22 protein-coding genes are annotated in these 25,435 nt (G+C 49.5%); 17 read left to right on the forward strand and 5 right to left on the reverse strand.

Annotated elements, in window-relative coordinates; genetic code table 11:
* Positions 1–100 precede the first annotated feature (100 nt).
* Positions 101–1,060, reverse strand: a complete 960-nt coding sequence (pip, locus tag ABF87_RS06950) for a prolyl aminopeptidase (protein WP_160828415.1) — start codon at positions 1,058–1,060, stop codon at positions 101–103.
* Between the two features lie 155 nt (positions 1,061–1,215).
* On the opposite strand from pip, the gene ABF87_RS06955 reads away from it, so the two are divergent.
* From ABF87_RS06955 to ABF87_RS06985, 7 genes are all read left to right on the forward strand, one after another.
* On the forward strand, positions 1,216–1,473 hold the full coding sequence (locus ABF87_RS06955; RefSeq protein ID WP_160828416.1) for a hypothetical protein: 258 nt from the start codon (positions 1,216–1,218) through the stop codon (positions 1,471–1,473).
* A complete protein-coding gene (locus ABF87_RS06960; RefSeq protein ID WP_160828417.1) occupies positions 1,466–2,635 on the forward strand; it encodes a patatin-like phospholipase family protein in 1,170 nt (389 codons plus the stop codon). Before ABF87_RS06955 ends, ABF87_RS06960 begins: the two co-directional genes overlap by 8 nt.
* A 52-nt stretch (positions 2,636–2,687) precedes the next feature.
* A complete protein-coding gene (locus tag ABF87_RS06965; protein WP_160828418.1) occupies positions 2,688–3,413 on the forward strand; it encodes a TerC family protein in 726 nt (241 codons plus the stop codon).
* A 40-nt stretch (positions 3,414–3,453) separates the two neighbouring features.
* The gene (locus ABF87_RS06970; RefSeq protein WP_160828419.1) at positions 3,454–3,879 is read left to right on the forward strand and encodes a universal stress protein; all 426 of its coding nucleotides are present in this window, start codon (positions 3,454–3,456) and stop codon (positions 3,877–3,879) included.
* 18 nt (positions 3,880–3,897) lie between these two features.
* The gene (locus ABF87_RS06975) at positions 3,898–4,662 is read left to right on the forward strand and encodes a 3',5'-cyclic-nucleotide phosphodiesterase (RefSeq protein WP_160828420.1); all 765 of its coding nucleotides are present in this window, start codon (positions 3,898–3,900) and stop codon (positions 4,660–4,662) included.
* A 22-nt stretch (positions 4,663–4,684) separates the two neighbouring features.
* Positions 4,685–7,066 carry a GspE/PulE family protein gene (locus ABF87_RS06980; protein WP_160828421.1) on the forward strand — a complete coding sequence of 794 codons (2,382 nt, stop codon included), beginning with the start codon at positions 4,685–4,687 and terminating at the stop codon, positions 7,064–7,066.
* A gap of 206 nt (positions 7,067–7,272) precedes the next feature.
* The gene (locus ABF87_RS06985) at positions 7,273–7,503 is read left to right on the forward strand and encodes an addiction module protein (protein WP_160828422.1); all 231 of its coding nucleotides are present in this window, start codon (positions 7,273–7,275) and stop codon (positions 7,501–7,503) included.
* 698 nt (positions 7,504–8,201) lie between these two features.
* Here ABF87_RS06985 and ABF87_RS06995 read toward each other — a convergent pair.
* Positions 8,202–8,624 (reverse strand): prepilin-type N-terminal cleavage/methylation domain-containing protein, encoded by a 423-nt coding sequence (locus ABF87_RS06995; RefSeq protein ID WP_160828423.1) that lies wholly within the window; start codon positions 8,622–8,624, stop codon positions 8,202–8,204.
* A 171-nt stretch (positions 8,625–8,795) separates the two neighbouring features.
* A complete protein-coding gene (gene glnE / locus ABF87_RS07000; protein WP_240143572.1) occupies positions 8,796–11,618 on the reverse strand; it encodes a bifunctional [glutamate--ammonia ligase]-adenylyl-L-tyrosine phosphorylase/[glutamate--ammonia-ligase] adenylyltransferase in 2,823 nt (940 codons plus the stop codon).
* Positions 11,619–11,890: 272 nt separating this feature from the next.
* Between glnE and ABF87_RS07005 the strand changes: the two genes are divergently transcribed.
* From ABF87_RS07005 to ABF87_RS07045, 9 genes are all read left to right on the forward strand, one after another.
* Positions 11,891–12,766 carry a carbon-nitrogen hydrolase family protein gene (locus tag ABF87_RS07005; protein ID WP_275689447.1) on the forward strand — a complete coding sequence of 292 codons (876 nt, stop codon included), beginning with the start codon at positions 11,891–11,893 and terminating at the stop codon, positions 12,764–12,766.
* Between the two features lie 217 nt (positions 12,767–12,983).
* A complete protein-coding gene (tldD, locus tag ABF87_RS07010; RefSeq protein ID WP_160828424.1) occupies positions 12,984–14,453 on the forward strand; it encodes a metalloprotease TldD in 1,470 nt (489 codons plus the stop codon).
* 209 nt (positions 14,454–14,662) lie between these two features.
* Positions 14,663–16,366 (forward strand): acetolactate synthase 3 catalytic subunit, encoded by a 1,704-nt coding sequence (locus ABF87_RS07015; RefSeq protein WP_160828425.1) that lies wholly within the window; start codon positions 14,663–14,665, stop codon positions 16,364–16,366.
* A 4-nt stretch (positions 16,367–16,370) separates the two neighbouring features.
* Positions 16,371–16,865: an acetolactate synthase small subunit gene (gene ilvN, locus ABF87_RS07020; protein WP_160828426.1), complete on the forward strand. Its 495-nt coding sequence runs from the start codon at positions 16,371–16,373 to the stop codon at positions 16,863–16,865.
* A gap of 113 nt (positions 16,866–16,978) precedes the next feature.
* On the forward strand, positions 16,979–17,995 hold the full coding sequence (ilvC, locus tag ABF87_RS07025) for a ketol-acid reductoisomerase (protein WP_160828427.1): 1,017 nt from the start codon (positions 16,979–16,981) through the stop codon (positions 17,993–17,995).
* Positions 17,996–18,062: 67 nt separating this feature from the next.
* Positions 18,063–18,707: a phosphatidylserine decarboxylase gene (locus ABF87_RS07030; protein ID WP_160828428.1), complete on the forward strand. Its 645-nt coding sequence runs from the start codon at positions 18,063–18,065 to the stop codon at positions 18,705–18,707.
* 212 nt (positions 18,708–18,919) lie between these two features.
* Positions 18,920–19,693, forward strand: coding sequence for a CDP-diacylglycerol--serine O-phosphatidyltransferase (pssA, locus tag ABF87_RS07035; RefSeq protein WP_160828451.1), 774 nt, complete (start codon positions 18,920–18,922; stop codon positions 19,691–19,693).
* Positions 19,694–20,085: 392 nt separating this feature from the next.
* Complete coding sequence (locus ABF87_RS07040; protein WP_160828429.1) at positions 20,086–21,618, forward strand: 2-isopropylmalate synthase; 1,533 nt, start codon at positions 20,086–20,088, stop codon at positions 21,616–21,618.
* Positions 21,619–21,650: 32 nt separating this feature from the next.
* Positions 21,651–22,133, forward strand: a complete 483-nt coding sequence (locus ABF87_RS07045; protein ID WP_160828430.1) for a TlpA disulfide reductase family protein — start codon at positions 21,651–21,653, stop codon at positions 22,131–22,133.
* A gap of 134 nt (positions 22,134–22,267) precedes the next feature.
* On the opposite strand, the gene ABF87_RS07050 is transcribed toward ABF87_RS07045, so the two are convergent.
* Together ABF87_RS07050 and ABF87_RS07055 are read right to left on the reverse strand one after the other, a co-directional pair.
* Complete coding sequence (locus tag ABF87_RS07050; RefSeq protein WP_160828431.1) at positions 22,268–22,870, reverse strand: lytic transglycosylase domain-containing protein; 603 nt, start codon at positions 22,868–22,870, stop codon at positions 22,268–22,270.
* Complete coding sequence (locus tag ABF87_RS07055) at positions 22,858–24,567, reverse strand: proline--tRNA ligase (RefSeq protein ID WP_160828432.1); 1,710 nt, start codon at positions 24,565–24,567, stop codon at positions 22,858–22,860. Before ABF87_RS07055 ends, ABF87_RS07050 begins: the two co-directional genes overlap by 13 nt.
* Positions 24,568–24,770: 203 nt before the next feature.
* Between ABF87_RS07055 and ABF87_RS07060 the strand changes: the two genes are divergently transcribed.
* Positions 24,771–25,334 (forward strand): RNA pyrophosphohydrolase, encoded by a 564-nt coding sequence (locus ABF87_RS07060; RefSeq protein ID WP_160828433.1) that lies wholly within the window; start codon positions 24,771–24,773, stop codon positions 25,332–25,334.
* Positions 25,335–25,435: the final 101 nt, after the last annotated feature.

Below are 25,435 nucleotides of genomic sequence, written 5' to 3' on the forward strand. Positions count from 1 at the left end.
CATTCAGCGTTGAAATCAGGTTCAAATGCTCATCCATTCTTTATAAAATGCATGTGTTGAAGCTGATTTCGCCTTGCTTGATTTCTTGCTCAATTGTAAGTCATCGACGTGTTTTGAATCGATCGGTCGCTCTAATGAGCGCGGCCTGGATTCCGGGTTCCCAGACCGAATGGCCAGCGTCGTCGATGACGATGTATTCGGCCTGAGGCCAGGCATGATGCAGATCGTCAGCGCTGACGATGGGACAGACGGCATCATAGCGCCCTTGAACGATGACAGCCGGAATGTGGTGCAGTCTATGCACATTATTCAGCAGGGAATTCTCCGGTAAGAAAATTTGGTGGCTGAAATAATGCGCTTCCATCCGGGCCAATCCCAGCGCAACGGTGTCGCTGCCAAAATAGTTGACTGTGGCCGGGTTCGGCAATAGCGTCGAACAGGAACCTTCATAAGTACTCCAAGTACGGGCGGCGGGCATATGAATGGCCGGATCCGGATGCATGAGCCGTTGATGATAGGCAGCGAGAATATCCTTCCGCTCCGTGGCCGACAGCGGAGCAACCAGTTTATTCCAGGCTTCAGGAAAGAAATTGCGTAAACCATATAGGAACCAATCGATTTCTTCGTTGCGGCACAGAAAAATTCCCCGCAGGATGAATCCAAGGCAGCGCTCAGGGTGCGCTTCGCCGTATGCAAGCGCTAGCGTGCTTCCCCATGATCCGCCGAACACGTACCATTGATCGATGGCCAAATGCTGGCGTAGCAATTCCAGGTCATTGATCAGGTGCGGTGTGGTATTGTCGCGGATTTCGCCGAGTGGTGTTGAACGGCCCGCGCCTCTTTGATCGTAAATGACAATGCGATAATATGTCGGATCGAAAAAACGGCGGTGGGCTGGGGTTGCTCCCGCGCCGGGGCCGCCGTGTAGAAAAACCACAGGAACGCCGGCAGGGTTGCCTGACTCTTCCCAATACATAGTGTGCAATGAATCGAGCGATAAGGTTTCTTGGCGATGGGGTTCTATATCAGGATAGAGAGTGGCTGGTAAATGAGTGTTCATGATGTAAGGATTGATGCCGATAAATAAGGGGTTTGTATCTGGAATTAATCGAAAAAGATGACAAACAGCACAGAGCTCAGGAATTAGATGAATTATAGTTCTGATATATTGCCTGGCTGGTTGTACACTGTTTCACAGCGATAAGGAATTGACCCATGCCGAATACTATACTGAGAGAACAAGAGATTTCCATGTTGAGAGAAGAAGTCGAAATATTGATGAATGAACGTCAAAGCCTGTTGAATGCCACAGGCGCCGCCGCCGTTTTTGTCGCCAAGCTGGACAGCTCATTGCTGCCGGATTGTGCTTGCCAGGCAGCTCAGGTGTTGTCGAGCTTGCTGAATAGTTTACCTGAAGAAACCCTGCGGGATGCACTCGAGAATGTAAAAGCAGAGTTTTTGGGTCGTGCCTGAACAGCGAGTGCCTTTACCGAAACCCAAGGTTGGACTGGTTCTGACTGGTGGAGGTGCTCGTGCAGCCTATCAAGTCGGCGTGCTTCGCGCCATTGCAGAAGTACTGCCCGACAAAACCCGCAATCCTTTCCCCGTCATCTGTGGGACATCGGCAGGTGCCATCAATGCAGCGAGCATTGCCGTTGCAGCCAATAATTTTGCCCAAGGGATTAAAGAGCTGGAAGCGGTATGGTCGAACTTTCATGTTGATCACATTTATCGATCTGATTTCCTGGGAGTATTCCATAATACGCTGCGCTGTTTGTTGTCGTTGGTGTCGAGTGAATTTGGTAAGCACAATCCCATCTCCCTGCTCGATAATTCGCCGTTGGAAGCGCTGTTGAGGGATCGCTTTCCGTTTCGTTCCATTCAGTACTGTATCCGTTCCGGGGCTTTGCATGCGCTGGGATTGACCGCATGGGGCTATACCTCGGGTCAATCGGTGACTTTTTATCAGGCTGCCAGAACGGTCCTGCCGTGGAAAAGGGCGCAACGGCTGGGAATTCCAGTCGATATCGGCGCTGAGCATTTGATGGCTTCGTCATCGATACCATTTATTTTTCCGGCGGTGCGGCTGAACCGGGAATTTTTCGGCGACGGCTCAATGCGTCAGCTTGCACCGATCAGTCCTGCGCTGCATCTCGGCGCCGACAAAGTGCTGATTATCGGTGTGCGCAAACCGGTGACGGATGAGCCTAAGCGGGTGCATGCATCGACTTATCCACCTTTTGCGCAGATCGCCGGGCACGCGCTGAACAGTATTTTTGTAGATAGCCTCGATGTCGATCTTGAACGTTTGCTGCGGATCAACGAGACCTTGAAGCTTATTCCCCACGATACGTTGAAAGAAAAAAATATCCCCTTGCGTCCGGTTGAAGCGATGATGATCGCACCGAGTGAAGGCATCAATGAAATTGCACAGAAATATGCCTACACGCTGCCGTGGATCATGCGAAATCTCTACCGCGCAATCGGCGCCATGGGGCCTAATGGCTCGACTTTATTGAGTTATGTGTTATTCGAAGCACCGTTCTGCCGGGATTTAATTGAATTGGGCTATAACGATACGTTGCAACAAAAAGAAGAGCTTTTGAAGTTCATCGGGGTTCAAGGCGATGCATAGAAACAGTTTGAATGTCAGGGTGTTGATGTGAAATTTTGCTGGGGAAAAATAAATGGCTTTTGATGATCCGCAATTCTGGATTGCAGTACTACAAATCATCGCGATTGATATCGTATTGGGCGGCGACAATGCCGTGGTGATCGCATTGGCGTGTCGGCGGTTGCCCGAGCAACAACGGAAGCTGGGCATATTTTGGGGAGTGTTCGGTGCGATCATGCTGCGGGTCGTGTTGATCTTTTTTGCTTTGAGCTTGCTGGCGATTCCCTACCTCAAAATTGCCGGTGCGGCATTGCTGATCTGGATCGGTATCAAACTGCTGCAGCCCGAGTCATCGGAAGGCGGACATGAAATCGATGCGAGCACGACCTTGCTCGGCGCCATCAAGACCATCATTGTGGCCGATGCCGTGATGAGCCTGGATAACGTCATTGCGATTGCAGGCGCTGCGAAGGATGACCTCGCGCTGGTGATTTTCGGCCTTGTGATCAGCGTGCCGATCATCGTATGGGGCAGTCAGCTGGTAATGAAAATCATGGATCGTTTCCCCGTCACGATTGCCATTGGCGCTGGATTGCTGGGATGGATTGCCGGCGACATGGTAATCACCGATGTGGTCACCAAAGCCTGGGTCGATTCTCAAGCGCAATATTTGCATTGGATTGCGCCGGCCGTTGCTGCGTTGGTGGTGGTTTCTGCCGGCAAGGCGCTGGCAGCTCGCCAGAAAGTCATCCCCAAACCGTTGGTCGATCTGGTTGACGATACTACGCCGAAGCAATAAGGGTCATTTTCATCTACAACGTTACAGTGAGAAATTGTTCATGCTAAAAGTTCTTTTACCGGTGGATGGTTCGGAGAATTCTAAAAAAGCAGTAGCCACTTTTGCCGCCATGCTCGATTGGTATAAGGAAAAACCCGAGCTTCATTTGTTGAGTGTTCAGTATCCTCTGGATGGGAATGTGTCATCGTTCATCAACCAGGCTGATATTAAACAGTATCATCAGGACGAAGGCTTGAAATGCCTGCAAAACACCCGTGATTTCCTCGATCAGAGCGGCATTCCTTACCAGTATCATATTACCGTTGGTGATCCGGCTGAGATGATCGTGCGCTTCGCTGCCGAAAAGCATTACGATCAGATCGTGATGGGCCCCCGCGGCAAGGGGGGCATCCAGGGTTTGCTGCTGGGATCGGTGACGAACAAGGTGATGCAGTTATCAAGCATTCCGGTGTTATTGATCAAATGAACGGAGAGGTAATCCCCATTGAAACTCAGGATTCTGGGATGTAGCGGAGGAATAGGAAGTGACGCTCAGACCACAGCCATGCTGCTGGATGAGGATGTTCTGATTGATGCTGGAACCGGCGTCGGCAACCTGAACCTGGATGAGTTGATCAAGATTGATCATGTTTTTGTCACGCATGCGCATCTGGATCATGTCGCGTGCATTCCCTTCCTGATCGACACCGTCGGTTCGCTGCGCACCCGGCCGATCACTGTGCATGCCATTCAGGCGACCTTGACGACATTGCAGAGCCATTTATTCAACTGGCAGCTCTGGCCTGATTTCGCCAGAATCCCGACGCCATCTTCACCTTACCTGCAGTATCAGCCGTTAGCACTAGGCGATGTCATCGATCTGGAGGGTCGTAAGATCATTCCCTTACCTGCCAACCATGTCGTGCCCGCAGTGGGTTATCAGTTGGATTCCGGTCGGGCCAGTCTGATATTCACCGGCGATACCACCAGCAATCCAGCGCTATGGTCCATCGCCAATCAGATCGAGAATCTGAAGTACCTGATCATCGAATCCGCCTTTTGCAATCAGAAGCGTGATATTGCGGTCAGATCCAAGCATCTCTGTCCGAGCCTGCTTGCCGAAGAATTGGAAAAATTTGAACGCGATGCGGAGATATTCATTTCCCATTTGAAACCGGGCGAAGCTGATGTAACGATGGCTGAAATTCAGCATTGCATCGCGAAATTCAATCCGCGCCGGCTTGAAAATAATCAATTATTTGAGTTTTAGTGCATTCGGGAGAACTGATGTCATGAGTACAGCGCCTATGTCTCTGATCCGAAAAGATGGATCCAGCATTGGGAATGAATTGGATTTTTCCAATAACCTGCAAGCCGCGCTTGGAAAAATCCAATCTTCCGGCAATATGGATGAGGTCATGCTGGAATTGACCAAGGAACTGCGCGCCGTGTTCAATGCCGACCGGCTCATCATTTATACGCTCAGCGAGGATCGATCGGTATTGATAACCCGCGTCAGAGCCGGACTCAATGCTGTTCAGGATCTCAAATTGCCGATGCTTGAAAGCACCGTTACCGGTCATGTCAGTGCCAAGAAAAAGCTCGTCAATATTGAGGATGTCTACAATAAAAGTGAATTGAAAGCCATCGATGCGCAACTGACGTTTTCGCATGAAATCGATAAGCGTACCGGCTACCGTACCAAACAGATGATCGTAGCGCCGATAATGACGGCCGATGCGCAGGAATTGCTCGGTTTGGTGCAGGTAATCAATCATAAGAATAACCAACCGTTCGAGACCATCGCAGTGGAAGGCGTGCTGGAACTCTGCCGGACGCTGGCAACGATTCTGAAACAGCCTCAGAAGCTTGTGCAGGGGCCGCAGTCAAAATATGACGCGCTGGTCGCTGAAGGCGCGATCTCCGCCGCGGAGCTTGAACTGGCGATACGGTCGGCAAAAAAGAAAGGGTGTGATCTGGAGGAAGTGCTGCTTGATGATTTGCGCATCGATACATCGCTGATCGGCAAGGCTTTGTCGGCATTCTTCGGTTGCCGCTACGAGCCTTTCAAGAAAGACCGCATCAAGCCCATGGAACTGCTGAAGCATTTGAAAAAGGATTATGTCGAAAGCAATGCCTGGTTGCCGATCGATGAAACCAAGGATGGCATCGTCGTGCTGACGCTGGATCCGGAAAGAATTCAATCTCAGCGCGTTGCCAGCACGATTTTTCCGAAGCATAAAATCGTCTATGCGGTCACGACGCGGCGCGAGTTTGACGCCACCATCGAACAGTTCTATGGCAGTGGGCCGGGCGAGATCAGCACGGGTGACATCAATGAGATGCTGTTCAATCTGGAAGGCGGAGATCCGCTCGAAGATACCGGCAGCGATAAAGAGGATACCTCGGCAGCTTCGGATAACGAGCTGGTCAAATTGGTCAATAAAATCATCATCGATGCCTACAAGATGGGGGTGTCGGATATTCATATCGAACCCTATTCCGGCAAGGAAAAGACCAAGATCCGTTTCCGCAAGGATGGATCGTTGATGCCGTACATCGAGATTCCGGCCAGTTACCGCAATCCGTTGGTGACGCGGATCAAGATCATGTGCGATATGGATATTTCTGAAAAGCGCAAACCGCAGGACGGCAAAATCAAATTCCGCAAATTCGCGCCGTTGGATATCGAGCTCCGGGTCGCGACCATTCCTTCCGCCGGTGGCGTGGAAGACGTAGTGATGCGGATTTTGGCCGCCGGCGAGCCGATTCCTCTGGAGAAAATGGGATTTACCGAGCATAACCTGGAGGCGTTGAAAAAAATCATCAGCAAGCCGTATGGATTGTTTTTTGTCTGCGGCCCGACCGGTTCCGGTAAAACCACTACCCTGCACTCAGTGCTGAAATACCTCAATCGCGACGACACCAAGATCTGGACTGCGGAAGATCCGGTCGAGATCACGCAGAAAGGACTGCGGCAGGTTCAGATCAATGTCAAGGCGGGTTTGACCTTCCCGGCGATCATGCGATCCTTCCTGCGCGCCGATCCGGACATCATCATGGTGGGCGAGATGCGCGACAAGGAAACCACCAGCATCGGCATCGAAGCGTCGCTGACCGGTCACTTGGTGCTGGCGACATTACATACCAATAGCGCGCCTGAATCGGTGATTCGTCTGCTCGACATGGGCATGGATCCATTCAACTTCTCCGATGCGTTGCTGGGCGTGCTGGCGCAACGGCTGGCCAAGCGCTTGTGCAAATGCAAGGAAGCTTACCATCCGAGCGAACCGGAAATTCGCATGCTGCTAACGGAGTATTGCGAAGAACTCACCAACATTGATCATTTCAAGGTCGATCCGGAAGCGGCCACTCAAGAAATTCTTGCTCACTGGATCAAGCAATACGGCAACGAAGCCAGTCAGCTTACGTTATATAAACCGGTCGGATGCGAGCATTGCAATGGCAGCGGCTTTGCCGGACGGGTAGGCTTGCATGAACTGATGACCGCCACCGACGCCTTGAAAAAGAACATCCAGGAACGCGCGCGCGTCGCCGACATGCTGGTCACGGCATTGAGCGAAGGCATGCGGACATTGAAGCAGGATGGCATCGAAAAAGTGCTGCAAGGCATTACCGATATTCATCAGGTCAGGGTCGTGTGCATCAAGTAAACCTGCGCTGAAAATACTCTTTGAAATCAGGTACAGCATGCTCATTTCACGAGGTGAAAGTGAGCATGCTGTACCTGATCTTTTCTTGCTTAGCCGTCGCTCGACTACCTTTTTCCGAGCTTCCTTAGAGAATTCCTCTGAATTTGGCTTATCGGCTATACTGAATGTTTAAGTAATACCTCTTCAACGATAGCTAAGGAGTCTTCATGTCTGCAGTTTTTAATCAAGTTATTGAAGATATTAAGCAATTATCTGCTGATGAAAGAGCGCTGATTGTGCATTGTTTGATTTCATCTTTGGAGTCAAAACAAGATGAAGGTGTTGATGACGCGTGGGCAGAGTTGGCCGAGAGAAGATATCTAGAGCTTCAATCCGGAATGGCAAAGGGTCTGTCGTGGAGCGAAATCAAAAAGTCAGTGAAAAACAGGGATGCATGACATCATTTTTCATCCGGATGTTATCAGCGAAGTAAAATCTCCTATGAATGGTACCAGAATCAGGCAGAAGGACTGGGTGATGACTTTCTGCATGAGTTGGAATTGGCTTATCAGACGCTGACTGAATTTCCTGAGACCTGGCCCAAATTTCGAAAAAATTATCGCAGGTTCCTGTTAAGAAAATTTCCTTTTTCTGTTTTATACCGTCTCCAGGCAGGCACTATTTTTGTTGTTGCAGTAATGCACAATAGTCGGAAACCAGGTTATTGGAAAGATCGAGTAATTGATTGATTATTAAATATTTATTAGTTTATTGTGCAGAAAGTGACGAAAATGGTCACTTTTTGTCTAATTGCGTCAAAGAGGTAATTATTCAAGAGGTTGATTATTATAGGTATATTTATGGTGAGTTTTCTCAGAAATACTGAGATACCGTGGAAAAATATATAAAGGCAATTGTCCATGATTGATAAAAGGACAGTACAGGGTTTGAGCAATTGCTAAATCCAGTGGAAGAGAATCAGAAATGAAGCGCGTTTTAAGTAAGCAAAGATAGATGCCAGCTTATGGATAAATTTGAGTATCTAAATCCATGAGTATGGCAAAAATACCCAATAAAAAGCCGCCTTTAAAGGCGGCTTTTTATTTCTAAGCTTCAAAGAATAAAATCGTCAGAATTTATCCCTGGTAAATCTAGATTAGCAAAGTCCTTTATTCACGCAACCACCAGTTTTTGCCCATTGAATAGTGCCATTGACGATATTTGCTGTAAGAATGTAATCATCAGCGGTTGCTATTCCATTTGAATTGACAGGTACCATTGTGATTACTGCTGTAGCAGCGCCATTGCCGGAAATAGCACCTGAGGCTACTTGACCTGATGTAGCAATTTGTCCAGGAACACCATTTGCACCATGAGTGCAGTTGAGTAAAGACGCCGTTGCTTGGAAACATTGCTCTACAGCGAGTTTAAGTGGGGCTACAGCCGATACTACTTCAGTATATCGAGCTTTTTGGGTGTAGGTTTGATAAGCAGGTACAGCCACGGCGGCCAGAATACCGATAATGGCGACAACGATCATTAACTCAATCAGCGTAAAACCTTTTTGTGCATGTTGCATTTGTTGTTCTCCTGTAGGTTAGTAGGCACACCGTGGTGTGTGCGAAAGTTATAGCAGAAATCGTGCCAGATTTTTATTGCAGCATATATTTCATAATTATTAATGATCAGATCGGGCTATGTTGTGAGCTGGATCATACATTGGGGTTTTTTCATGTGCGGAACTTGTATTTCAATGACCAAACACTTCTTCCCATAACGCCAGCACTGCCATGCGGTCGTCCTTCAAATGACTGCCTTCGATGCGGATGAATCGAGGGGTTAGGCCATCGATCGGGATGTTTCCGGTCATGTCGGCGTCGCCGCTCAGGCGCTGGCGATGCTGGATGCGGCGGAATTCGCGGTAGGCGGAGCGCACCTGGTCGGCGGTGTCGATCGAGATCAGATGAAGCTGGCCAGCCAGTTTGAGCAGCGCAATATTGCCGATATTGCCGGTCAGTTCCGGAAACTGGTGGGCATAACCGAGCACCAGGTATTGCACGATGAATTCGACATCGATGATGCCGCCGCGGTCGTGCTTGATGTCGAACAATGCAGTGGGGTTGGGATGGACATCGCGCATCTTCTCGCGCATTTTCAGGATGTCCTGCTTGAGTTCGCTCAAGTTGCGCGACTTGCACAGAATGTCCTTGCGGGTTTTTTCGAAGGTTTCTCCAACCATGTTGTCGCCCACGACGAACCGCGCCCGCGTCAATGCTTGATGCTCCCACACCCAGGCGTGTTCGCGTTGGTACTGCGCAAACGCTTCCATCGAGTTGACCAGCAGGCCGGTGGCACCATTCGGGCGCAGGCGCAAATCGGTTTCATACAGCAATCCCGCCGACGTGTGCCGGGTCAGCCAGGCATTGATGCTTTGGCCGAGTTTGGTATAAATCTCCGCCGCGTCGGGGTGATCGTCATCGTACAGAAAAATCAGATCGAGGTCGGACACATAGCCGAGTTCTTTTCCACCCAGTTTGCCATAACCAATCACAGCGAATGCCGGCTTGTCGCGATGGCGCTTTTTCAAGCCATTCCAGGCTAAATTCAGCACCGTGCCGAGAATCAGATCCGCCAGCGCGGTCAGGTGATCGCTCAATGTTTCGAGCAATAGTGAGCCTTCCAGATCGGTTACCAGCAGGCGGAACACCTGAGCGTGCTGGAAATGCCGCAATACATCCATTTGCCATTCGATGATGTCACTCTTGGGGCTGTTGTCATGATTCAGTTGATAGGCCAGGTCATTGGCGAGCATCTGCCAGTTTGGTGCCGGGTGCGGGGCATCGTGACCGAGCAATTCATCGAGCAGGATGGGGTGCCGGCTGAGATAGTCGCTCGCCCATTGACTGATGCTGACCAGTTCGGCGACGCGCTGCAAAGTTTGTGGATGTTCCAGTAAAAGTGCCAGATACGAAGTTTGTGAACTGATGTTTTCCAGCAATCGCAGCATGCGGGCGAGCGTCACTTCAACCGGCGGCAGCTCCGCCACTGCTTCAATGATCAGCGGCACCAGCGTGTTGATGTGCTGACGGCTGGATTCGGGCAATTGCTGATAGCATAAACCCTGATAGAAAGCGCGCAGCCGCTCGGAAATCTTCGCGGGCTCGGTGAATCCCATGGTCGTGAGTTGCGTGGTTGCAGCTTCCGATTGAGAGCCATCCTGCGTTTCGGTTTGCCATAAATAGGCCAGCATGTCATGCGTGGGAGATTTGCGCGGCGTGGCGAAGATCAATTCGAATTGGCGCGTGACATTTTTGCGGTGAATGTCCAATTGCTGCATGAATTGGCGGTAATCGGAAAATCCCATAGCCGTCGCGACGAGGTTCTGATCGCCTGCATTGAGCGGAAGGGTCTGGGTTTGCTGATCATCCAGATATTGCAAGCGATGCTCGAGCTTGCGCAGGAAATGATAGGCCTGGGTCAGTTCGGTCACGGCCTGTTCCGGCAGTTGCTGCTTTTTCTGTATGCGTTGCAGGACATTCAGCGTGGGCCGGATGCACAGATCGGCATCGCGGCCGCCGCGAATCAACTGGAAGACTTGGGTGATGAATTCGATTTCGCGGATTCCTCCCGGGCCCAGCTTGATATTGTCGTGCATTTCGCGGCGCTCGACTTCCTTGCGCAGTTGCGCATGCAATCGCCGCATCGATTCATACGCGCCGAAGTCGAGGTATTTACGGAATACGAATGGGCGCACGATTTTCTCCATCAGCATGGATTGCGTGTCGGCATCGGCATGCCCGGCAATGATGCGGCCCTTGATCCAGGCGTACCGCTCCCATTCCCGTCCTTGCTTAAGAAAATATTCTTCCAGCATCGGGAAACTGATCGCTAGCGGACTGTTTTCTCCGTGAGGCCGCAAGCGCATATCGACGCGGAACACATAGCCATCGACGGAATAGTCGTTGAGGCTGGCAATGAGCTTGCGTCCCAGGCGGGCAAAAAACTCGTGGTTCGAAATGCATTTTCTGCCATTGGTTTCGCCATCTTCCGGATAAACAAACACCAGATCGACGTCCGACGACACATTCAATTCGCCGCCGCCCAGCTTGCCCATCGCGACCACCAGCAGATGCTGAGGGGCATTGCTGTGCTCACCGATGGGTTGCCCAAAATGATTGGGTTGCGTCATCCAGTGTTCATGATGATCGAGCGCGAACTGAATGGTAGTTTCCGCCAGGTCGGTCATGGTAGACATGATTTCGGACAGATCCGCCTGGCCGCCGATGTCCCGCGCGGTCAATCGCAGCATGACCTGTTTGCGCAAATCGCGCAGCACGCTGTCCAGTGTCGTTTCATCGGCGATTTGATGGGATTCGGAATTGAGATAGGCCTGCATTTCCTTTTTTTGGAAAGGCAGATGCACGGATTGCAATAGCGCAGTTTTTCGCTCGGGCTCGCTGGTCAGGATGCGCTCCACATAACGGCTGAACGAGAGCGCTTGGGTGATAATCGCATTCGGTGATTGGCTGGTGGTGACCATCATCATGCTGGGTAAAAAATGTGCATACGTCATAGAATAGCAAAGACCGCAAGCACTGACATCAGATTCTACGTAAATCGAAATAGTACGTTGTCAGTGTAGATGCTAAAATCCCGGTTGACTGTCATGGCATTGGCAGTCGGAGGCTGGGCATTCACTCCGGAAAGCTCTGAAAAATTACCGTGCTGTACTTTTGCTCGAAACTTTTCTCAAAGTTTTTCAGGTCAGTGAGCCTATGAATAATTATAAAATGAACATGAAAATATTCTCATGCTTGTCAGAATAAAATTTGAAGCAGTAAGAACATGATAAACCAATTGACGAATCAACAAGGGGGCTCACCGGTTGTTACAGAAAAACGCTCGTGCTTCCGTGTTGCAGCCATACAGATGGCATCGGGGCCGAGTGTTTCCGCAAATCTCGAGGAAGCAGCGCGGCTGATCGAAGAAGCGGTGGCTCAGGAAGCCAAGCTGGTCGTATTGCCCGAATATTTCTGTATCATGGGCATGAAGGATACGGACAAGCTGGCAGTTCGGGAGCAACCCGGCTCCGGGCAGATCCAGGAGTTTCTCAGCGAGACTGCCAGACGGTTGGGGATATGGCTGGTGGGTGGTTCAGTGCCGTTGGCGTCGCCGGAAGCGGATAAAGTTTATAACAGTTGCTTAGTGTATGCGGAGAATGGCGAGCAAGTGGCACGGTACGACAAAATCCATTTGTTCGGCTTGCAACTGGGGCAGGAGAAATATGCCGAAGAAAAAACCATCAAGGCAGGAAACCAGGTGGTTACGATCGATTCCCCCTTTGGCCGTATCGGGCTGTCGATATGCTACGATCTGCGCTTCCCGGAGTTATTCCGGATGATGAATAATGTGGATATTATTCTAGCGCCTGCGGCATTTACCTCGATCACAGGAAAAGCGCATTGGGAAGTTTTGGTGCGGGCTCGAGCCGTTGAAAATATGGCCTATGTGATTGCGCCGGGGCAAGGCGGGTATCATGTCAGCGGGCGTGAAACGAATGGCGACAGCATGATCGTCGATCCGTGGGGTGTCGTCATGGAACGCTTGCCGCGGGGTTCCGGGGCGGTCGTTGCAACCCTGGATCCCGAGTACCAGGCCAGCTTGCGCACGAATCTGCCTGCATTGGATCACCGCATATTGCAGCACAGCATCGCTAGCTAGTGGATCATCATGATGAGTACCCGCATACAAAATGCTATGCTTTTGTATTTGCAAGTAATAGAATGGGCGCCGGCATTTGTCTTCGCGAGGCTCTGAGTACGCCTTTCATCAGGATTGAGTGTGAACGGGTGGCATTGATGTTGTCAGGCTGTTGCGAACCAAAATGCGCTGAACCGATACTAACGCTGATTCAGTATGAAAACACCAGTGAACAACTATGACGATTGATTTGGTAACACAAAAAAACGATTTTTACTCGATTGCTGATCGTTGCCTATTGGCGCCGTACGAACTCGACTCGACCGGCCTGCAGCGCGTCTTGGATCAGATGTTGGCGCATAACATCGACTACGCAGATCTGTATTTTCAATACAATCGATCGGAAGGATGGATGCTGGAAGAGGGCATTGTCAAATCAGGCAGCTTCAACATCGAACAGGGTGTCGGCGTTCGTGCCATCAGCGGCGAGAAGACCGGGTTTGCGTATTCGGATGACATCAGCATGCCGGCGCTGGTATCGGCTGCTCAGGCAACGCGGGCGATTGCCCATCAAGGTGGCGCGAGTGCCATGCAAGGCATGAAGCAGCACGCGCTGCAACGCAGTCAACTGTATTTGCCGGATGATCCGATTGCAAGTCTTGAGGCTGCCGAGAAAGTTGCGTTGTTGGAGCGATTGGAGCGCATTACCCGGCAGCTCGATCGGCGCATCACTCAGGTCGTGGCCTCATTGGCCGGTGAATATGAAGTAATGTTGGTCGTGCGCAGCGATGGTATGCTGGCGGCGGATGTGAGACCATTGGTGCGGTTGTCGCTGCAAGTCATCGCCGAAGAGAATGGCCGCCGCGAACAAGGCATGGCCGGCGGAGGCGGTCGTTTCAGTTATGCCTATTTTACGGATGAGATTTTGCTGGATTACGCCAAGAAGGCCGTGCATCAAGCTGTCGTCAATTTGGATGCGCGTCCGGCGCCGGCCGGTACGATGACCGTCGTTCTCGGCAGCGGCTGGCCGGGAATTCTATTGCATGAAGCCATTGGTCATGGGTTGGAAGGCGATTTCAACCGCAAGGGCAGTTCCGCATTTTCTGGCCGCATCGGCGAACGGGTTGCAGCGCCGGGTGTGACCGTCGTTGACGATGGGACCATTCCACAGCGGCGTGGATCTTTGAATATCGACGACGAAGGCAATCCGACGCAATGCACTGCATTGATCGAGGATGGCATACTGCGGGGCTATTTGCAGGATAGTCTGAATGCCCGGCTGATGGGCGTCGCAGTGACGGGCAACGGACGCCGGGAATCGTTCGCGCATATTCCGATGCCGCGTATGACCAATACGTATATGTTGAATGGCGACAAGGATCCGGCAGAAATCATTGCATCCGTCAAACATGGTTTGTATGCGGCCAATTTTGGCGGTGGGCAGGTTGATATCACCAGCGGAAAGTTTGTTTTTTCGGCGGCAGAAGCATATATGATCGAGGATGGGAAAATCACGTATCCCGTCAAAGGGGCGACACTGATCGGAAACGGACCGGATGTGCTGACGCGGGTGTCGATGATTGGTAACGATATGGCGCTGGATCCCGGGGTTGGAACATGCGGAAAGGATGGCCAGAGCGTACCCGTTGGCGTAGGGCAACCTACCTTGCGGGTCGATGGATTGACGGTGGGCGGTACGGGAAGTTAAGCAGGTTTGGAAAAGGTAACGATGAGCAATCGGGAGCGAGAACCACAGGTTCAATACGCGCAGTTTACGGGGTGTAAGTAGCTAGTGAATCTGAGGTCAACGCAGCGTGGTCAAGCGCGTTTTCAAATTTACTGACTTAGTATGATGTGTTGATAGGTATCATCGTTAGATTTTTTAATGGTTGAAATTGATATTGGGATGCAGAAAGCATGAGTGTGGAATTGACCGGCGCTGAAATTACGATACGCTGTTTGCAGGAAGAAGGGGTGCAGTGTATTTTTGGCTATCCTGGAGGGGCGGTACTTTTTATTTATGATGAGTTATTCAAGCAGGACAAAGTCCGGCACATTCTAGTGCGCCATGAACAAGCGGCTATCCACGCTGCGGATGGGTATGCGCGATCGAGCAACCATGTCGGCGTGGCGCTCGTCACTTCGGGGCCCGGGGTGACCAATGCGGTGACAGGAATTGCGACCGCGTATATGGATTCGATTCCGATGGTCGTGATCAGCGGCCAGGTGCCGACCAATGCGATCGGCTTGGATGCCTTTCAGGAAGTCGATACCGTCGGTATCACCCGTCCTTGCGTCAAGCACAATTTTTTGGTGAAGGATATCAGCGAGTTGGCGGTGACGATCAAGAAAGCGTTCTATATCGCCTCGACCGGCCGGCCTGGGCCGGTGTTGGTGGATATTCCTAAGGACGTTACTCAGCAGAAGGCCAAATTCGAGTATCCTAATAAAGTGTCGATGCGCTCTTATAATCCGGTCACGAAAGGGCATACCCGGCAAATTCGCAAAGCTGCGGAACTGATACTGAGCGCCAAACGCCCGATGATTTACGCCGGTGGCGGGGTAATCCTGAGCAATGCCGCCTCGCAACTGACTGAATTGACGCAGTTGTTGAATTTCCCGTGCACCAATACGCTGATGGGATTGGGTGGATATCCTGCGACCGACAAGCAATCGCTGGGCATGCTGGGAATGCATGGCACCTATGAAGCGAATATGGCGATGCAGTATTGTGATGTGCTCGTGGCCGTGGGGGCTCGTTTTGACGACCGGGTGATCGGGAATCCCAAACATTTCTTCAATGAAAATAGAAAGATCGTTCATATCGACATCGATCCTTCATCCATTTCCAAGCGTGTCAAAGTCGACATCCCGATCGTGGGCGATGTGCTGGACGTGCTGAAGGAGCTGACCAAATTGCTCAAGGAGAGCAAGGAAAAACCGGATCATACGGCTCTGAAGGAATGGTGGAAGCAAATCGATCTGTGGCGTGAGCGGGATTGTCTCAAGTTTGATCGCGACAGCAAGATCATCAAGCCACAGAAAGTGATCGAGACGCTCTTCGATGTCACTAAAGGGGATGCCTTTATCACGTCCGATGTGGGGCAGCACCAAATGTGGGCGGCGCAATTCTATAAATTTGACAAACCGCGGCGTTGGATCAATTCGGGTGGGCTGGGCACGATGGGTTTTGGTATGCCGGCAGCGATGGGGGTGCAACTTGCCAACCCGAAGGGTAAAGTGGCGTGCATCACCGGCGAGGCCAGCATCCAGATGTGCATACAAGAGTTGTCGACTTGCAAGCAATATAAATTGCCATTGAAGATCATCAATTTGAATAATCGTTACATGGGCATGGTCAGACAGTGGCAGGAATTCTTCCACGGGAACCGGTATGCCGAATCGTACATGAATGCCTTGCCTGATTTTGTCAAACTGGCTGAGAGTTATGGGCATGTCGGCATTAAAATTGAACAGCCCGGCGACGTCGAGGGCGCCTTGAAAGAAGCGTTCAAACGGAAAGATCAGTTGGTTTTCATGGATTTCATTACCGACCAGACTGAGAATGTTTTCCCTATGGTGCCCGGCGGTAAAGGTCTTTCTGAAATGATTCTGGTGTAAATACATGCGACATATTATTTCTTTATTGATGGAAAATGAGGCAGGCGCGCTGTCTCGTGTGGCTGGCCTGTTTTCGGCGCGCGGCTATAATATCGAGTCTCTTTCGGTGGCACCCACCGAAGATCCGACCTTGTCGAGAATGACGATCGTTACGGTAGGGTCTGACGAAGTGGTTGAGCAAGTGACCAAGCAATTGAACAAATTGATTGAAGTGGTCAAGATCATCGATTTGAATGATGGCAGCCATATCGAGCGCGAATTGATGCTGGTGAAGGTGCGCGCAGCAGGCTCTTCGGATCGGGAAGAAATCAAGCGCCTGACAGAAATTTTTCGCGGCTGCATCATCGATGTCACCGATAAGTCCTATACGATTGAATTGACGGGAACCAGTTCAAAATTGGATGCCTTTCTTGAAGCCGTTGAGCGTAGCGCGGTGCTGGAGACGGTGCGGACGGGTGCTTCCGGCATAGGGCGCGGAGAATGGACTTTAAAGGTATAATCCCGGTTCGCTGTTAAAACTCAATTGTGAACTGGTCATTCGAGTAACTCTTTTTATGCAGTATTCTCAGATGCTTGCCTGTTTCTACCCTCATTTTGTTTAAAAGGAAAATAATGAAAGTTTATTATGATAAGGACGCCGATCTTTCACTGATCAAAGGAAAAAAAGTAACGATTCTTGGATATGGCTCGCAGGGTCATGCGCATGCCAATAATCTGACCGAATCCGGCGTGAAGGTGACCGTGGGTCTGCGTAAGGGGGGGGTATCCTGGGGCAAAGCTGAGAAGGCCGGACTGACCGTTATGGAAGTATCCGAAGCGGTCAAAGATGCGGATGTCGTCATGGTTCTCTTGCCGGATGAACAAATTGGTTCAGTTTATAAAAAGGAAATTGAGCCAGGCTTGAAGAAAAACGCCACGTTGGCGTTCGCGCACGGCTTCAGCGTGCATTATGGACAAGTGACACCACGTGAAGATCTGGATGTCATCATGATTGCTCCTAAGGGCCCAGGTCATTTGGTGCGTTCTACTTATTTGCAAGGCGGCGGCGTACCTTCATTGATCGCCGTGCATCAGAATCCTTCCGGCAAAGCCCGGGATCTTGCATTGTCGTATGCGGCTGCGAATGGTGGAACCCGGGGAGGCGTGATTGAGACCAGCTTCCGCGAAGAAACTGAAACAGACTTGTTTGGCGAGCAGGTCGTGCTGTGCGGTGGTTTGACGGCCCTGATTCAGGCTGGTTTCGAAACGCTGGTCGAAGCGGGCTATGCGCCTGAAATGGCTTATTTCGAATGTCTCCATGAAGTCAAGCTGATTGTCGATCTGATTTACGAAGGCGGTATTGCGAACATGCGCTACTCGATTTCCAATAATGCGGAATATGGCGATGTGTCGCGCGGGCCTCGCATCATTACTGATGAAACCCGAGCTGAAATGCGCAAAATTCTGCACCAAATTCAAACCGGAGAATATGCACGAGAATTCATTCTCGAGAACCAATCGGGCGCGCCGGTACTCAAAGCAAGCCGGCGAATCGCTTCCGAACATCCCATTGAACAGGTCGGCGCGAAACTGCGTGATATGATGCCTTGGATCAAGAAGAATAAGCTCGTTGATCAAGTCAAGAATTAATATTTGACGGGCTTTCGTGGATTTGAATTTCGTCGCATCATTTATTTTGGTTTAGTTTTAATTTTTTATGGCTCATTATCCTCATCCCATTATCGCCCGTGAGGGTTGGTTGCACATTATCATAGCGTTTTCAGCGGCGATTGCTGCTACGGTATTGATGGATTGGCCCTGGGCAATACCTTTCTGGATCATTGCAATTTTTGTTCTGCAGTTTTTCCGTGATCCTCCGCGAGAGGTGCCATCTGATCCCAAGGCGATACTGGCACCGGCTGATGGAAGAATCGTGGCCGTTGAAAAAATTCAGGACCCATTTCTTGATAGGGAAGCCATCAAGATCAGTGTATTCATGAATGTATTCAATGTTCACTCCAACCGTAGCCCGGTGGATGGAGAGGTGCGCGACAAATGGTATTTCCCCGGAAAATTCATTAACGCGGATTTGCCCAAAGCTTCACTTGAGAACGAGCGCAATGCGCTCTGGATCAAGGCTGATAATGGCGCCGATGTGACCTGCGTGCAGGTGGCTGGATTGATTGCTAAACGGATAATCTGCCATGTGGCGACCGGTGAACATCTAAATCGCGGTCAGCGGTTCGGTTTTATCCGCTTTGGTTCTCGTGTGGACGTTTATTTACCGCTGGATACCAAGGTCAACGTCAATATCGGTGACAAAGTATCGGCCACGCTGACAGTATTAGCTGAATTTCGGTGATCAAACGGATATCGATCGAAGAACGTTCTTTTCTCCGGATTTATCGCTGTTTCAAAAGTTATTCAGATAACAAAAGCGTGAACAGTTTAAGAAGCTGGTAAGGGAATTCTGAAAAATGGAGCGTTCGATGGTTCCCGAGCTTCCTGAATTGATCATGTATGGCCGGAGTCAGCAGGCTATATTTTTATGTATTAACATTTTTCATCGATGCCATGCCTGACTCTCTGCCTGAACGTACCATCTTGAAATCCCGACTGCGGCGTCGCGGTATCTATTTGTTGCCGAATTTATTTACCACTGCTGCACTGTTTGCAGGGTTCTATGCCATCGTTCAGGCCATGAATGGAAATTTTGAATATTCCGCAATTGCTGTGTTCATTGCGATGGTGCTCGATGGTTTGGATGGTCGGGTCGCGCGGCTTACCGGAACTCAGAGTGAGTTTGGCGCGGAATACGACAGCATGTCGGATATGGTGTCTTTTGGAATTGCGCCGGCATTGATCGTTTATGAGTGGGCTCTGAAGGAAATGAATCAGTGGGGATGGATCATTGCATTCATTTACTGTGCCTGCGCCGCATTGCGCTTGGCGCGCTTCAACACCAATATCGAAGTGGTCGACAAGCGTTTTTTCCAAGGACTTCCAAGTCCAGCGGCGGCAGCATTGATTGCAGGATTGGTGTGGGTGACCATTAATTTCCAGGGACAGGGCAGTGATGTCAAATGGTTGGCGTGCGTGGTGACGTTGTTTGCTGCCTTGACGATGGTCAGTAACATTCCCTATTACAGCGGCAAGGAATTCAATCTGCGACGGCGTGTTCCTTTTTTCACGATCTTGCTGTTGGTATTGTTTTTCTTCGTATTAATCCCGAGTCATCCGCCGGTAGTATTGTTTTGTTTGTTTGCAGCCTATGCTTTCTCAGGCATCGTCATAAAATTATGGCGGTATGGCAGGAATAAGAAGTCCAGCGACGTGACGGATTCTTAAAAATCCATGAAAAACTATCACTCAAGCATGCGATGTGAGACGAATTCAAAATCTTAATCTTTAGTCTTTAGTCTTTAGTCTTTATTTGTCTCATTAATATTATCCATCAATTGCGCTTTCATTGAACCCAACCTCGCCTCGCTGCCGCTACCAACTTTTCATGGTTTTTGTAAGGGACGCTATTGCGTAATAAAGGAAAACTATTTATATTCCGCCATTATGTTTTACCTTGCTCATACACAACGCGTAATTTCAGTTCCATCACTTCGACGGATGGCGCTGCTGTTGCGCCCTGCGCGCTAAATATCCTTCCTTATCCTCACTTCTATTCTGTAAAATTCGTATAACGAATTTTCCCTTATTGTTGGTTTCTTCATGACGCGGAGAGTGTAATGCAAGAGCATTTAATTATATTTGATACGACCTTACGAGATGGCGAGCAAAGTCCTGGCGCATCCATGACCAAAGAGGAAAAAGTTCGTATTGCGTGGCAGTTGGAACGCATGGGCGTCGATGTCATCGAGGCAGGATTTCCTGCGGCCTCGAATGGAGATTTTGAAGCTGTCAAAGCGGTTGCTGATTTAGTCAAGGAGAGTGTGGTCTGTGGTCTGGCACGTGCCATCGAAGCCGATATTCAGCGTACGGGCGAAGCTTTGAAAGGCGCACAATCAGCACGTATTCATACCTTCATCGCCACGTCGCCGATTCACATGAAGAACAAGCTGAGAATGTCACCCGATCAAGTGATTGCCCAGGCGGTGAAAGCGGTGAAATGGGCGAGCCAATACACGGATAATATTGAGTTCTCCCCGGAAGATGCAGGTCGATCGGAAATCGATTTTTTATGCCGTATTCTTGAGGCCGTCATCGAAGCTGGTGCCACGACATTAAATATCCCGGACACGGTGGGTTACACGATGCCTGATCAATTTGGCCAGTTGATCAAAACCCTGCGCGAACGTATTCCGAATTCCGATAAGGCCGTGTTTTCAGTGCATTGTCATAATGATCTGGGGTTGGCGGTGGCCAATTCATTGGCGGCCGTGATGAATGGGGCACGGCAGGTTGAGTGCACCATCAACGGCCTCGGAGAAAGAGCTGGTAATGCGGCATTGGAGGAGATTGTGATGGCTGTGCGAACGCGCAAAGACTATTTTCCTTGCGATACCCGGATCGATACCACGCATATCGTGACTGCGAGCAAACTGGTTTCCGGAATTACCGGTTTTCCCGTGCAACCGAACAAAGCCATCGTAGGGGCCAATGCCTTCGCGCATGAATCGGGCATTCATCAGGATGGTGTACTGAAGCACCGGGAAACTTATGAAATCATGCGGGCGGAAGATGTCGGTTGGGGCGCAAATAAGCTGTTGCTGGGAAAACACTCCGGCCGGAATGCGTTTCGAAATCGGCTGATGGAATTAGGCATCGAACTGGAATCAGAAGAAATGCTGAATAATATTTTCATGCGCTTCAAGGAATTGGCAGATAAGAAACACGAGATTTTTGACGAAGATCTGCAGGCCTTGGTTTCCGATGAAGTGGTAATACTGCAAGAGTGTTTTCGATTGATATCACTGACCGTGCACTGTGAAACGGGTGAAATTCCTTATGCCCGCGTGGTGATTTCCGATAATGGCAATGAAATTTGCGCTGAATCACAAGGTAGCGGGCCGGTTGATGCCACGTTCCGAGCGATTGAAACGCTGTTATCAAGCGGCGCCGAGCTTCAGTTGTTTTCAGTGAATAACATTACCAGCGGAACCGATGCTCAAGGTGAAGTAACCGTTCGGTTACGCAAATCCGACCGTATCGTCAATGGACACGGTGCAGATACCGATATCGTGGTGGCCTCGGCCAAGGCATATCTGAGTGCATTGAATAAATTATGCAGTAAACTCGAACGAGCGCATCCGCAAGTTTGATGGGCTCAATTTCGAAAATAGTGGGCAATGGAATGATGAGGCAAGTTTTGATAGGTTTGATTTCTTCGGCAGTTTTATTGCTGAGTGTCCACGCGCAGGCGTTCCAATTCCGGGATACCACCGGTAAATTGCAGCAACTTGACGATTATAAAGGCCGGTGGGTGCTGGTTAACTTTTGGGCAACTTGGTGTCCGCCGTGTCTTAAAGAAATTCCGGATTTGATTGCATTATATGAGAGCCGCAAAGATATCATGATCATTGGCGTGTCGATGGATGCCGATGACCCGAAAATAGTGCTCGATTTTGTTCAAAAGATGGGAATCACCTATCCGACAGTGCTGGGCAATCGAAAGATTGCTTCACAACTGGATGAGATTTCGTTGCTGCCGAGTACTTATTTCTTTGATCCGGAGGGAAATCCGGCTGCGCGCCAGTTAGGGATAATTTCCCGGGAAGAAATCGAACAATTCATTCAATCCAAGTCTGTTCCTAAAGTTAAGGATAAGCATCCTTAGAGCATGAAGAATGCTCTGAGCAACTGCTCTGGTTTAGTCAGGCAATGTTGAAATCAGACGCAACATATTCATTCGGCATTCTTGAGCTGGATTGTCATTCCCATGGGTCATGCTGGTTGGAACTTTCTAGCTGTCTAGCTGGTTGGGGAAGATGGGTTATAGCGCCACGTCGTATGCCATTTATTGAATACCAATTGGGGATAGGTCGATTCACCAAGACTGCCGTTGTAACGCCCCAGTGCACGAAAATAATTTCCCCCTTCCATATCAAGATAATGGCGCAAAATGGTGCATCCATAGCGCAGGTTCATGCGTAAATGAAAAAGATTGTGATCGTCCTGACCGATCGCCTCGATCCAGAACGGCATGATTTGCATATAGCCGCGCGCTCCTGCATGTGAAATGGCGTATTTCTTAAAACCGCTTTCGACTTGGATGATGCTCAATACGAGCTGCGGGTCTAATCCTGCACGTCTGGCTTCATAGAATACTGTTCTCAGGAATTCTTCCCGTTCGAGCAGATCGGGTATGAATTTTTCCAATCGACGGCCCATGACGACAAGCCAGGTAACGTTATCAGCCATTTGAGCATATTCTGAATAAGAGACTCCCTGATCGCTGGTTTCATGGGTAATAATCGTTCGAGTATGGGCTGCCAGTTGCTCGTAAGATAGGCTATTGGCGTATATCGAATGACTACACAGCAGCAGTATGATCGTGGAAATTAATTTGAACATAATCGCTCGGTTATAAATGAAAAAATTTTATCAATGGGAACATTCTGCGAGTCTTGATCGGTGCGACCTTGGTACTCGGCAATGGATTGCTTCAATCCTCGTTCTCCGATCACGATTCGATGTGGAATGCCGATCAGCTCCATATCCGCAAACATTACCCCCGGCCGTTCGTCCCGATCGTCCAGTAATACATCGACATGAGCATCCAGGAATTGCTGATACAGTTTGTCCACCGTTTCTTTTACCGAATTACTTTTGTGTAAACCAATCGGTACGATCGCCAGTTCAAAAGGTGCCATTGTGGCTGGAAAAATAATGCCACGCTCGTCATGACTCTGTTCGATGGCGGCAGCTGCAATCCTTGAAATGCCTATGCCGTAGCACCCCATTTCCATGTAGCGCATCTGCCCTGATTCATCCAAATAAGTGGCTTTCATTTGCTCAGAATATTTCGTCCGAAGCTGGAAAATATGGCCTACTTCAATGCCGCGGCAAATTTCCAACTTTCCCTTTCCATCGGGAGAAAGATCCTCAGCGACGACGTTGCGAATATCAAACACATGCTCGGGTGTTTTCAGATCCCGGTCAAAATTGACATTGGTGAAATGAAATCCCTCGTCATTGGCACCGCAGACGAAATTGCTCATATTGATCACTGCCTGATCGGCAATGATGCAGGTGTTCGCACCCACGGGGCCGATATATCCGGGCACTGTCCCAATTTCTCGTAGGATATCTCCTTCGCTGGCCATTTGAAATTCCGATAAGAAGGGTATTTTCCTGACTTTCAGCTCATTGAGCTGATGATCACCGCGCAGCAATAACAAGTACACAGTCTCGTTTGCTTTTACCGCCAGCGTTTTTACCGTTTTATGCAGTGGAATTTTTAAGAATTCGGCAACCTCGGTACAGGTTTTCTGTTCTGGCGTCGAAATTTTTTGCATGTCACCCTCAGGTACTTCACGCTGCCGAGGTAATAACAATGAGCTGGCCAGTTCGATATTGGCGGCATAGTCGGAGTCAGGGCAAAAGGCGATGGCATCTTCGCCGGAATCTGCCAGAACATGGAATTCATGCGAGCCGCTTCCACCAATTGCTCCGGTATCAGCCGCAACCGCCCGGAATTTCAGCCCCAATCGAGTGAAAATACGGCTATACGTCTCAAACATGCGTTGATAGGTTTGCAATAAGCTATTTTCATCGGTATGAAAGGAATACGCATCTTTCATTAAAAATTCTCGTGCCCGCATAACGCCAAAACGAGGCCGTATTTCATCGCGGAATTTTGTCTGAATTTGATAAAAGTTGAGCGGTAGTTGGCGGTAGCTCTTGATTTCTCGTCGTGCGATATCGGTGATTATTTCTTCATGAGTCGGGCCAAAACAGAAATCGTGCTCATGACGATCCTTGATTTTAAGCATTTGCGGTCCGAATACATCCCATCGTCCTGATTCTTGCCATAATTCGGCGGGCTGGATAGCGGGCATCAAAACTTCAATTGCGCCGCTCCCGTTCATTTCTTCTCGAACGATATGTTCAATTTTTCTTAATACTCTCAGACCCAATGGCATCCAAGTATAGAGGCCACTCCCAAGCTTTTTTATTAGACCTGCGCGCAACATCAGCGCATGACTGATGAGTTCTGCTTCAGTGGGTGCTTCTCTGAGTGTTGACAGAAAAAATTGTGAGACGCGCATGGGTGATTCCATTATGATAGTAAGATTAATGAATTTTACCTTGAAATGCCTCATGACGTGGGAATCTATGCAAAGTGGGCAGTTCTTCCCAGCGATAAATAGTAGCTCTCGTCGAAGTAGGGATTTTTATAGTGAAGCACTTTCAATCTATAGAAAAATATGAAAAAATCTACTCATTTATTGGGTCAAACGGGTAATTTCACATGATTGACCGGAATGGTTATCGCCCCAATGTCGGTATTATTCTGCTGAATTCGAAGAATGAGGTTTTCTGGGGTAAACGCATAAAACAAAATTCTTGGCAATTCCCTCAAGGCGGCATTAAATCCGGGGAAAGTCCTGAGCAGGCTATGTACAGGGAATTGACCGAGGAAATAGGGTTGTGTCCGAATCACGTTGAGATTGTAGGACGTACCCGTGACTGGTTACGTTATGAAGTACCAGAACGCTGGATCCGGAAAGAATGGCGAGGAAACTATAAGGGACAAAAACAGATTTGGTATTTGTTGCGCCTGATCGGGCGCGATAGCGACGTTTCTCTCCGTCGCAGTACTCATCCAGAGTTTGATGCTTGGCGCTGGAATCAATATTGGGTTGAATTGGATTCGGTGGTTGAATTTAAGCGGAAAGTGTATAGGCAAGCATTGACAGAGCTGTCGCGCTTGCTCAAATCCGGTCCGTGTCAGCGCGCCGGCTATGACAAACATCAGTCGATCAAAGAGGCCAAGAAAGTTATTTTGGCTAACCACTTCGAAACCAATGAATGATGTTTATTATCAGAATGTTGTTTTCCAAAGAGCTTGAGTAGGAAATTTTTATCACTCAATACAGTGTTATAGGACATTCATGTAACACTTCTTTATGCTTT

This window comes from Nitrosomonas sp. JL21 (genome assembly GCF_009833095.1).
Classification (GTDB): domain Bacteria; phylum Pseudomonadota; class Gammaproteobacteria; order Burkholderiales; family Nitrosomonadaceae; genus Nitrosomonas.

Coding starts and splice junctions, on each gene's coding strand:
- pip (WP_160828415.1), bottom strand. CDS start 1,060: ATGAACACTCATTTACCAGCCACTCTCTATCCTGATATAGAACCCCAT.
- ABF87_RS06955 (WP_160828416.1), top strand. CDS start 1,216: ATGCCGAATACTATACTGAGAGAACAAGAGATTTCCATGTTGAGAGAA.
- ABF87_RS06965 (WP_160828418.1), top strand. CDS start 2,688: ATGGCTTTTGATGATCCGCAATTCTGGATTGCAGTACTACAAATCATC.
- ABF87_RS06970 (WP_160828419.1), top strand. CDS start 3,454: ATGCTAAAAGTTCTTTTACCGGTGGATGGTTCGGAGAATTCTAAAAAA.
- ABF87_RS06980 (WP_160828421.1), top strand. CDS start 4,685: ATGAGTACAGCGCCTATGTCTCTGATCCGAAAAGATGGATCCAGCATT.
- ABF87_RS06985 (WP_160828422.1), top strand. CDS start 7,273: ATGTCTGCAGTTTTTAATCAAGTTATTGAAGATATTAAGCAATTATCT.
- ABF87_RS06995 (WP_160828423.1), bottom strand. CDS start 8,624: ATGCAACATGCACAAAAAGGTTTTACGCTGATTGAGTTAATGATCGTT.
- glnE (WP_240143572.1), bottom strand. CDS start 11,618: ATGACGTATGCACATTTTTTACCCAGCATGATGATGGTCACCACCAGC.
- ABF87_RS07005 (WP_275689447.1), top strand. CDS start 11,891: ATGATAAACCAATTGACGAATCAACAAGGGGGCTCACCGGTTGTTACA.
- tldD (WP_160828424.1), top strand. CDS start 12,984: ATGACGATTGATTTGGTAACACAAAAAAACGATTTTTACTCGATTGCT.
- ABF87_RS07015 (WP_160828425.1), top strand. CDS start 14,663: ATGAGTGTGGAATTGACCGGCGCTGAAATTACGATACGCTGTTTGCAG.
- ilvN (WP_160828426.1), top strand. CDS start 16,371: ATGCGACATATTATTTCTTTATTGATGGAAAATGAGGCAGGCGCGCTG.
- ilvC (WP_160828427.1), top strand. CDS start 16,979: ATGAAAGTTTATTATGATAAGGACGCCGATCTTTCACTGATCAAAGGA.
- ABF87_RS07030 (WP_160828428.1), top strand. CDS start 18,063: ATGGCTCATTATCCTCATCCCATTATCGCCCGTGAGGGTTGGTTGCAC.
- pssA (WP_160828451.1), top strand. CDS start 18,920: ATGCCTGACTCTCTGCCTGAACGTACCATCTTGAAATCCCGACTGCGG.
- ABF87_RS07040 (WP_160828429.1), top strand. CDS start 20,086: ATGCAAGAGCATTTAATTATATTTGATACGACCTTACGAGATGGCGAG.
- ABF87_RS07045 (WP_160828430.1), top strand. CDS start 21,651: ATGATGAGGCAAGTTTTGATAGGTTTGATTTCTTCGGCAGTTTTATTG.
- ABF87_RS07050 (WP_160828431.1), bottom strand. CDS start 22,870: ATGTTCAAATTAATTTCCACGATCATACTGCTGCTGTGTAGTCATTCG.
- ABF87_RS07055 (WP_160828432.1), bottom strand. CDS start 24,567: ATGCGCGTCTCACAATTTTTTCTGTCAACACTCAGAGAAGCACCCACT.
- ABF87_RS07060 (WP_160828433.1), top strand. CDS start 24,771: ATGATTGACCGGAATGGTTATCGCCCCAATGTCGGTATTATTCTGCTG.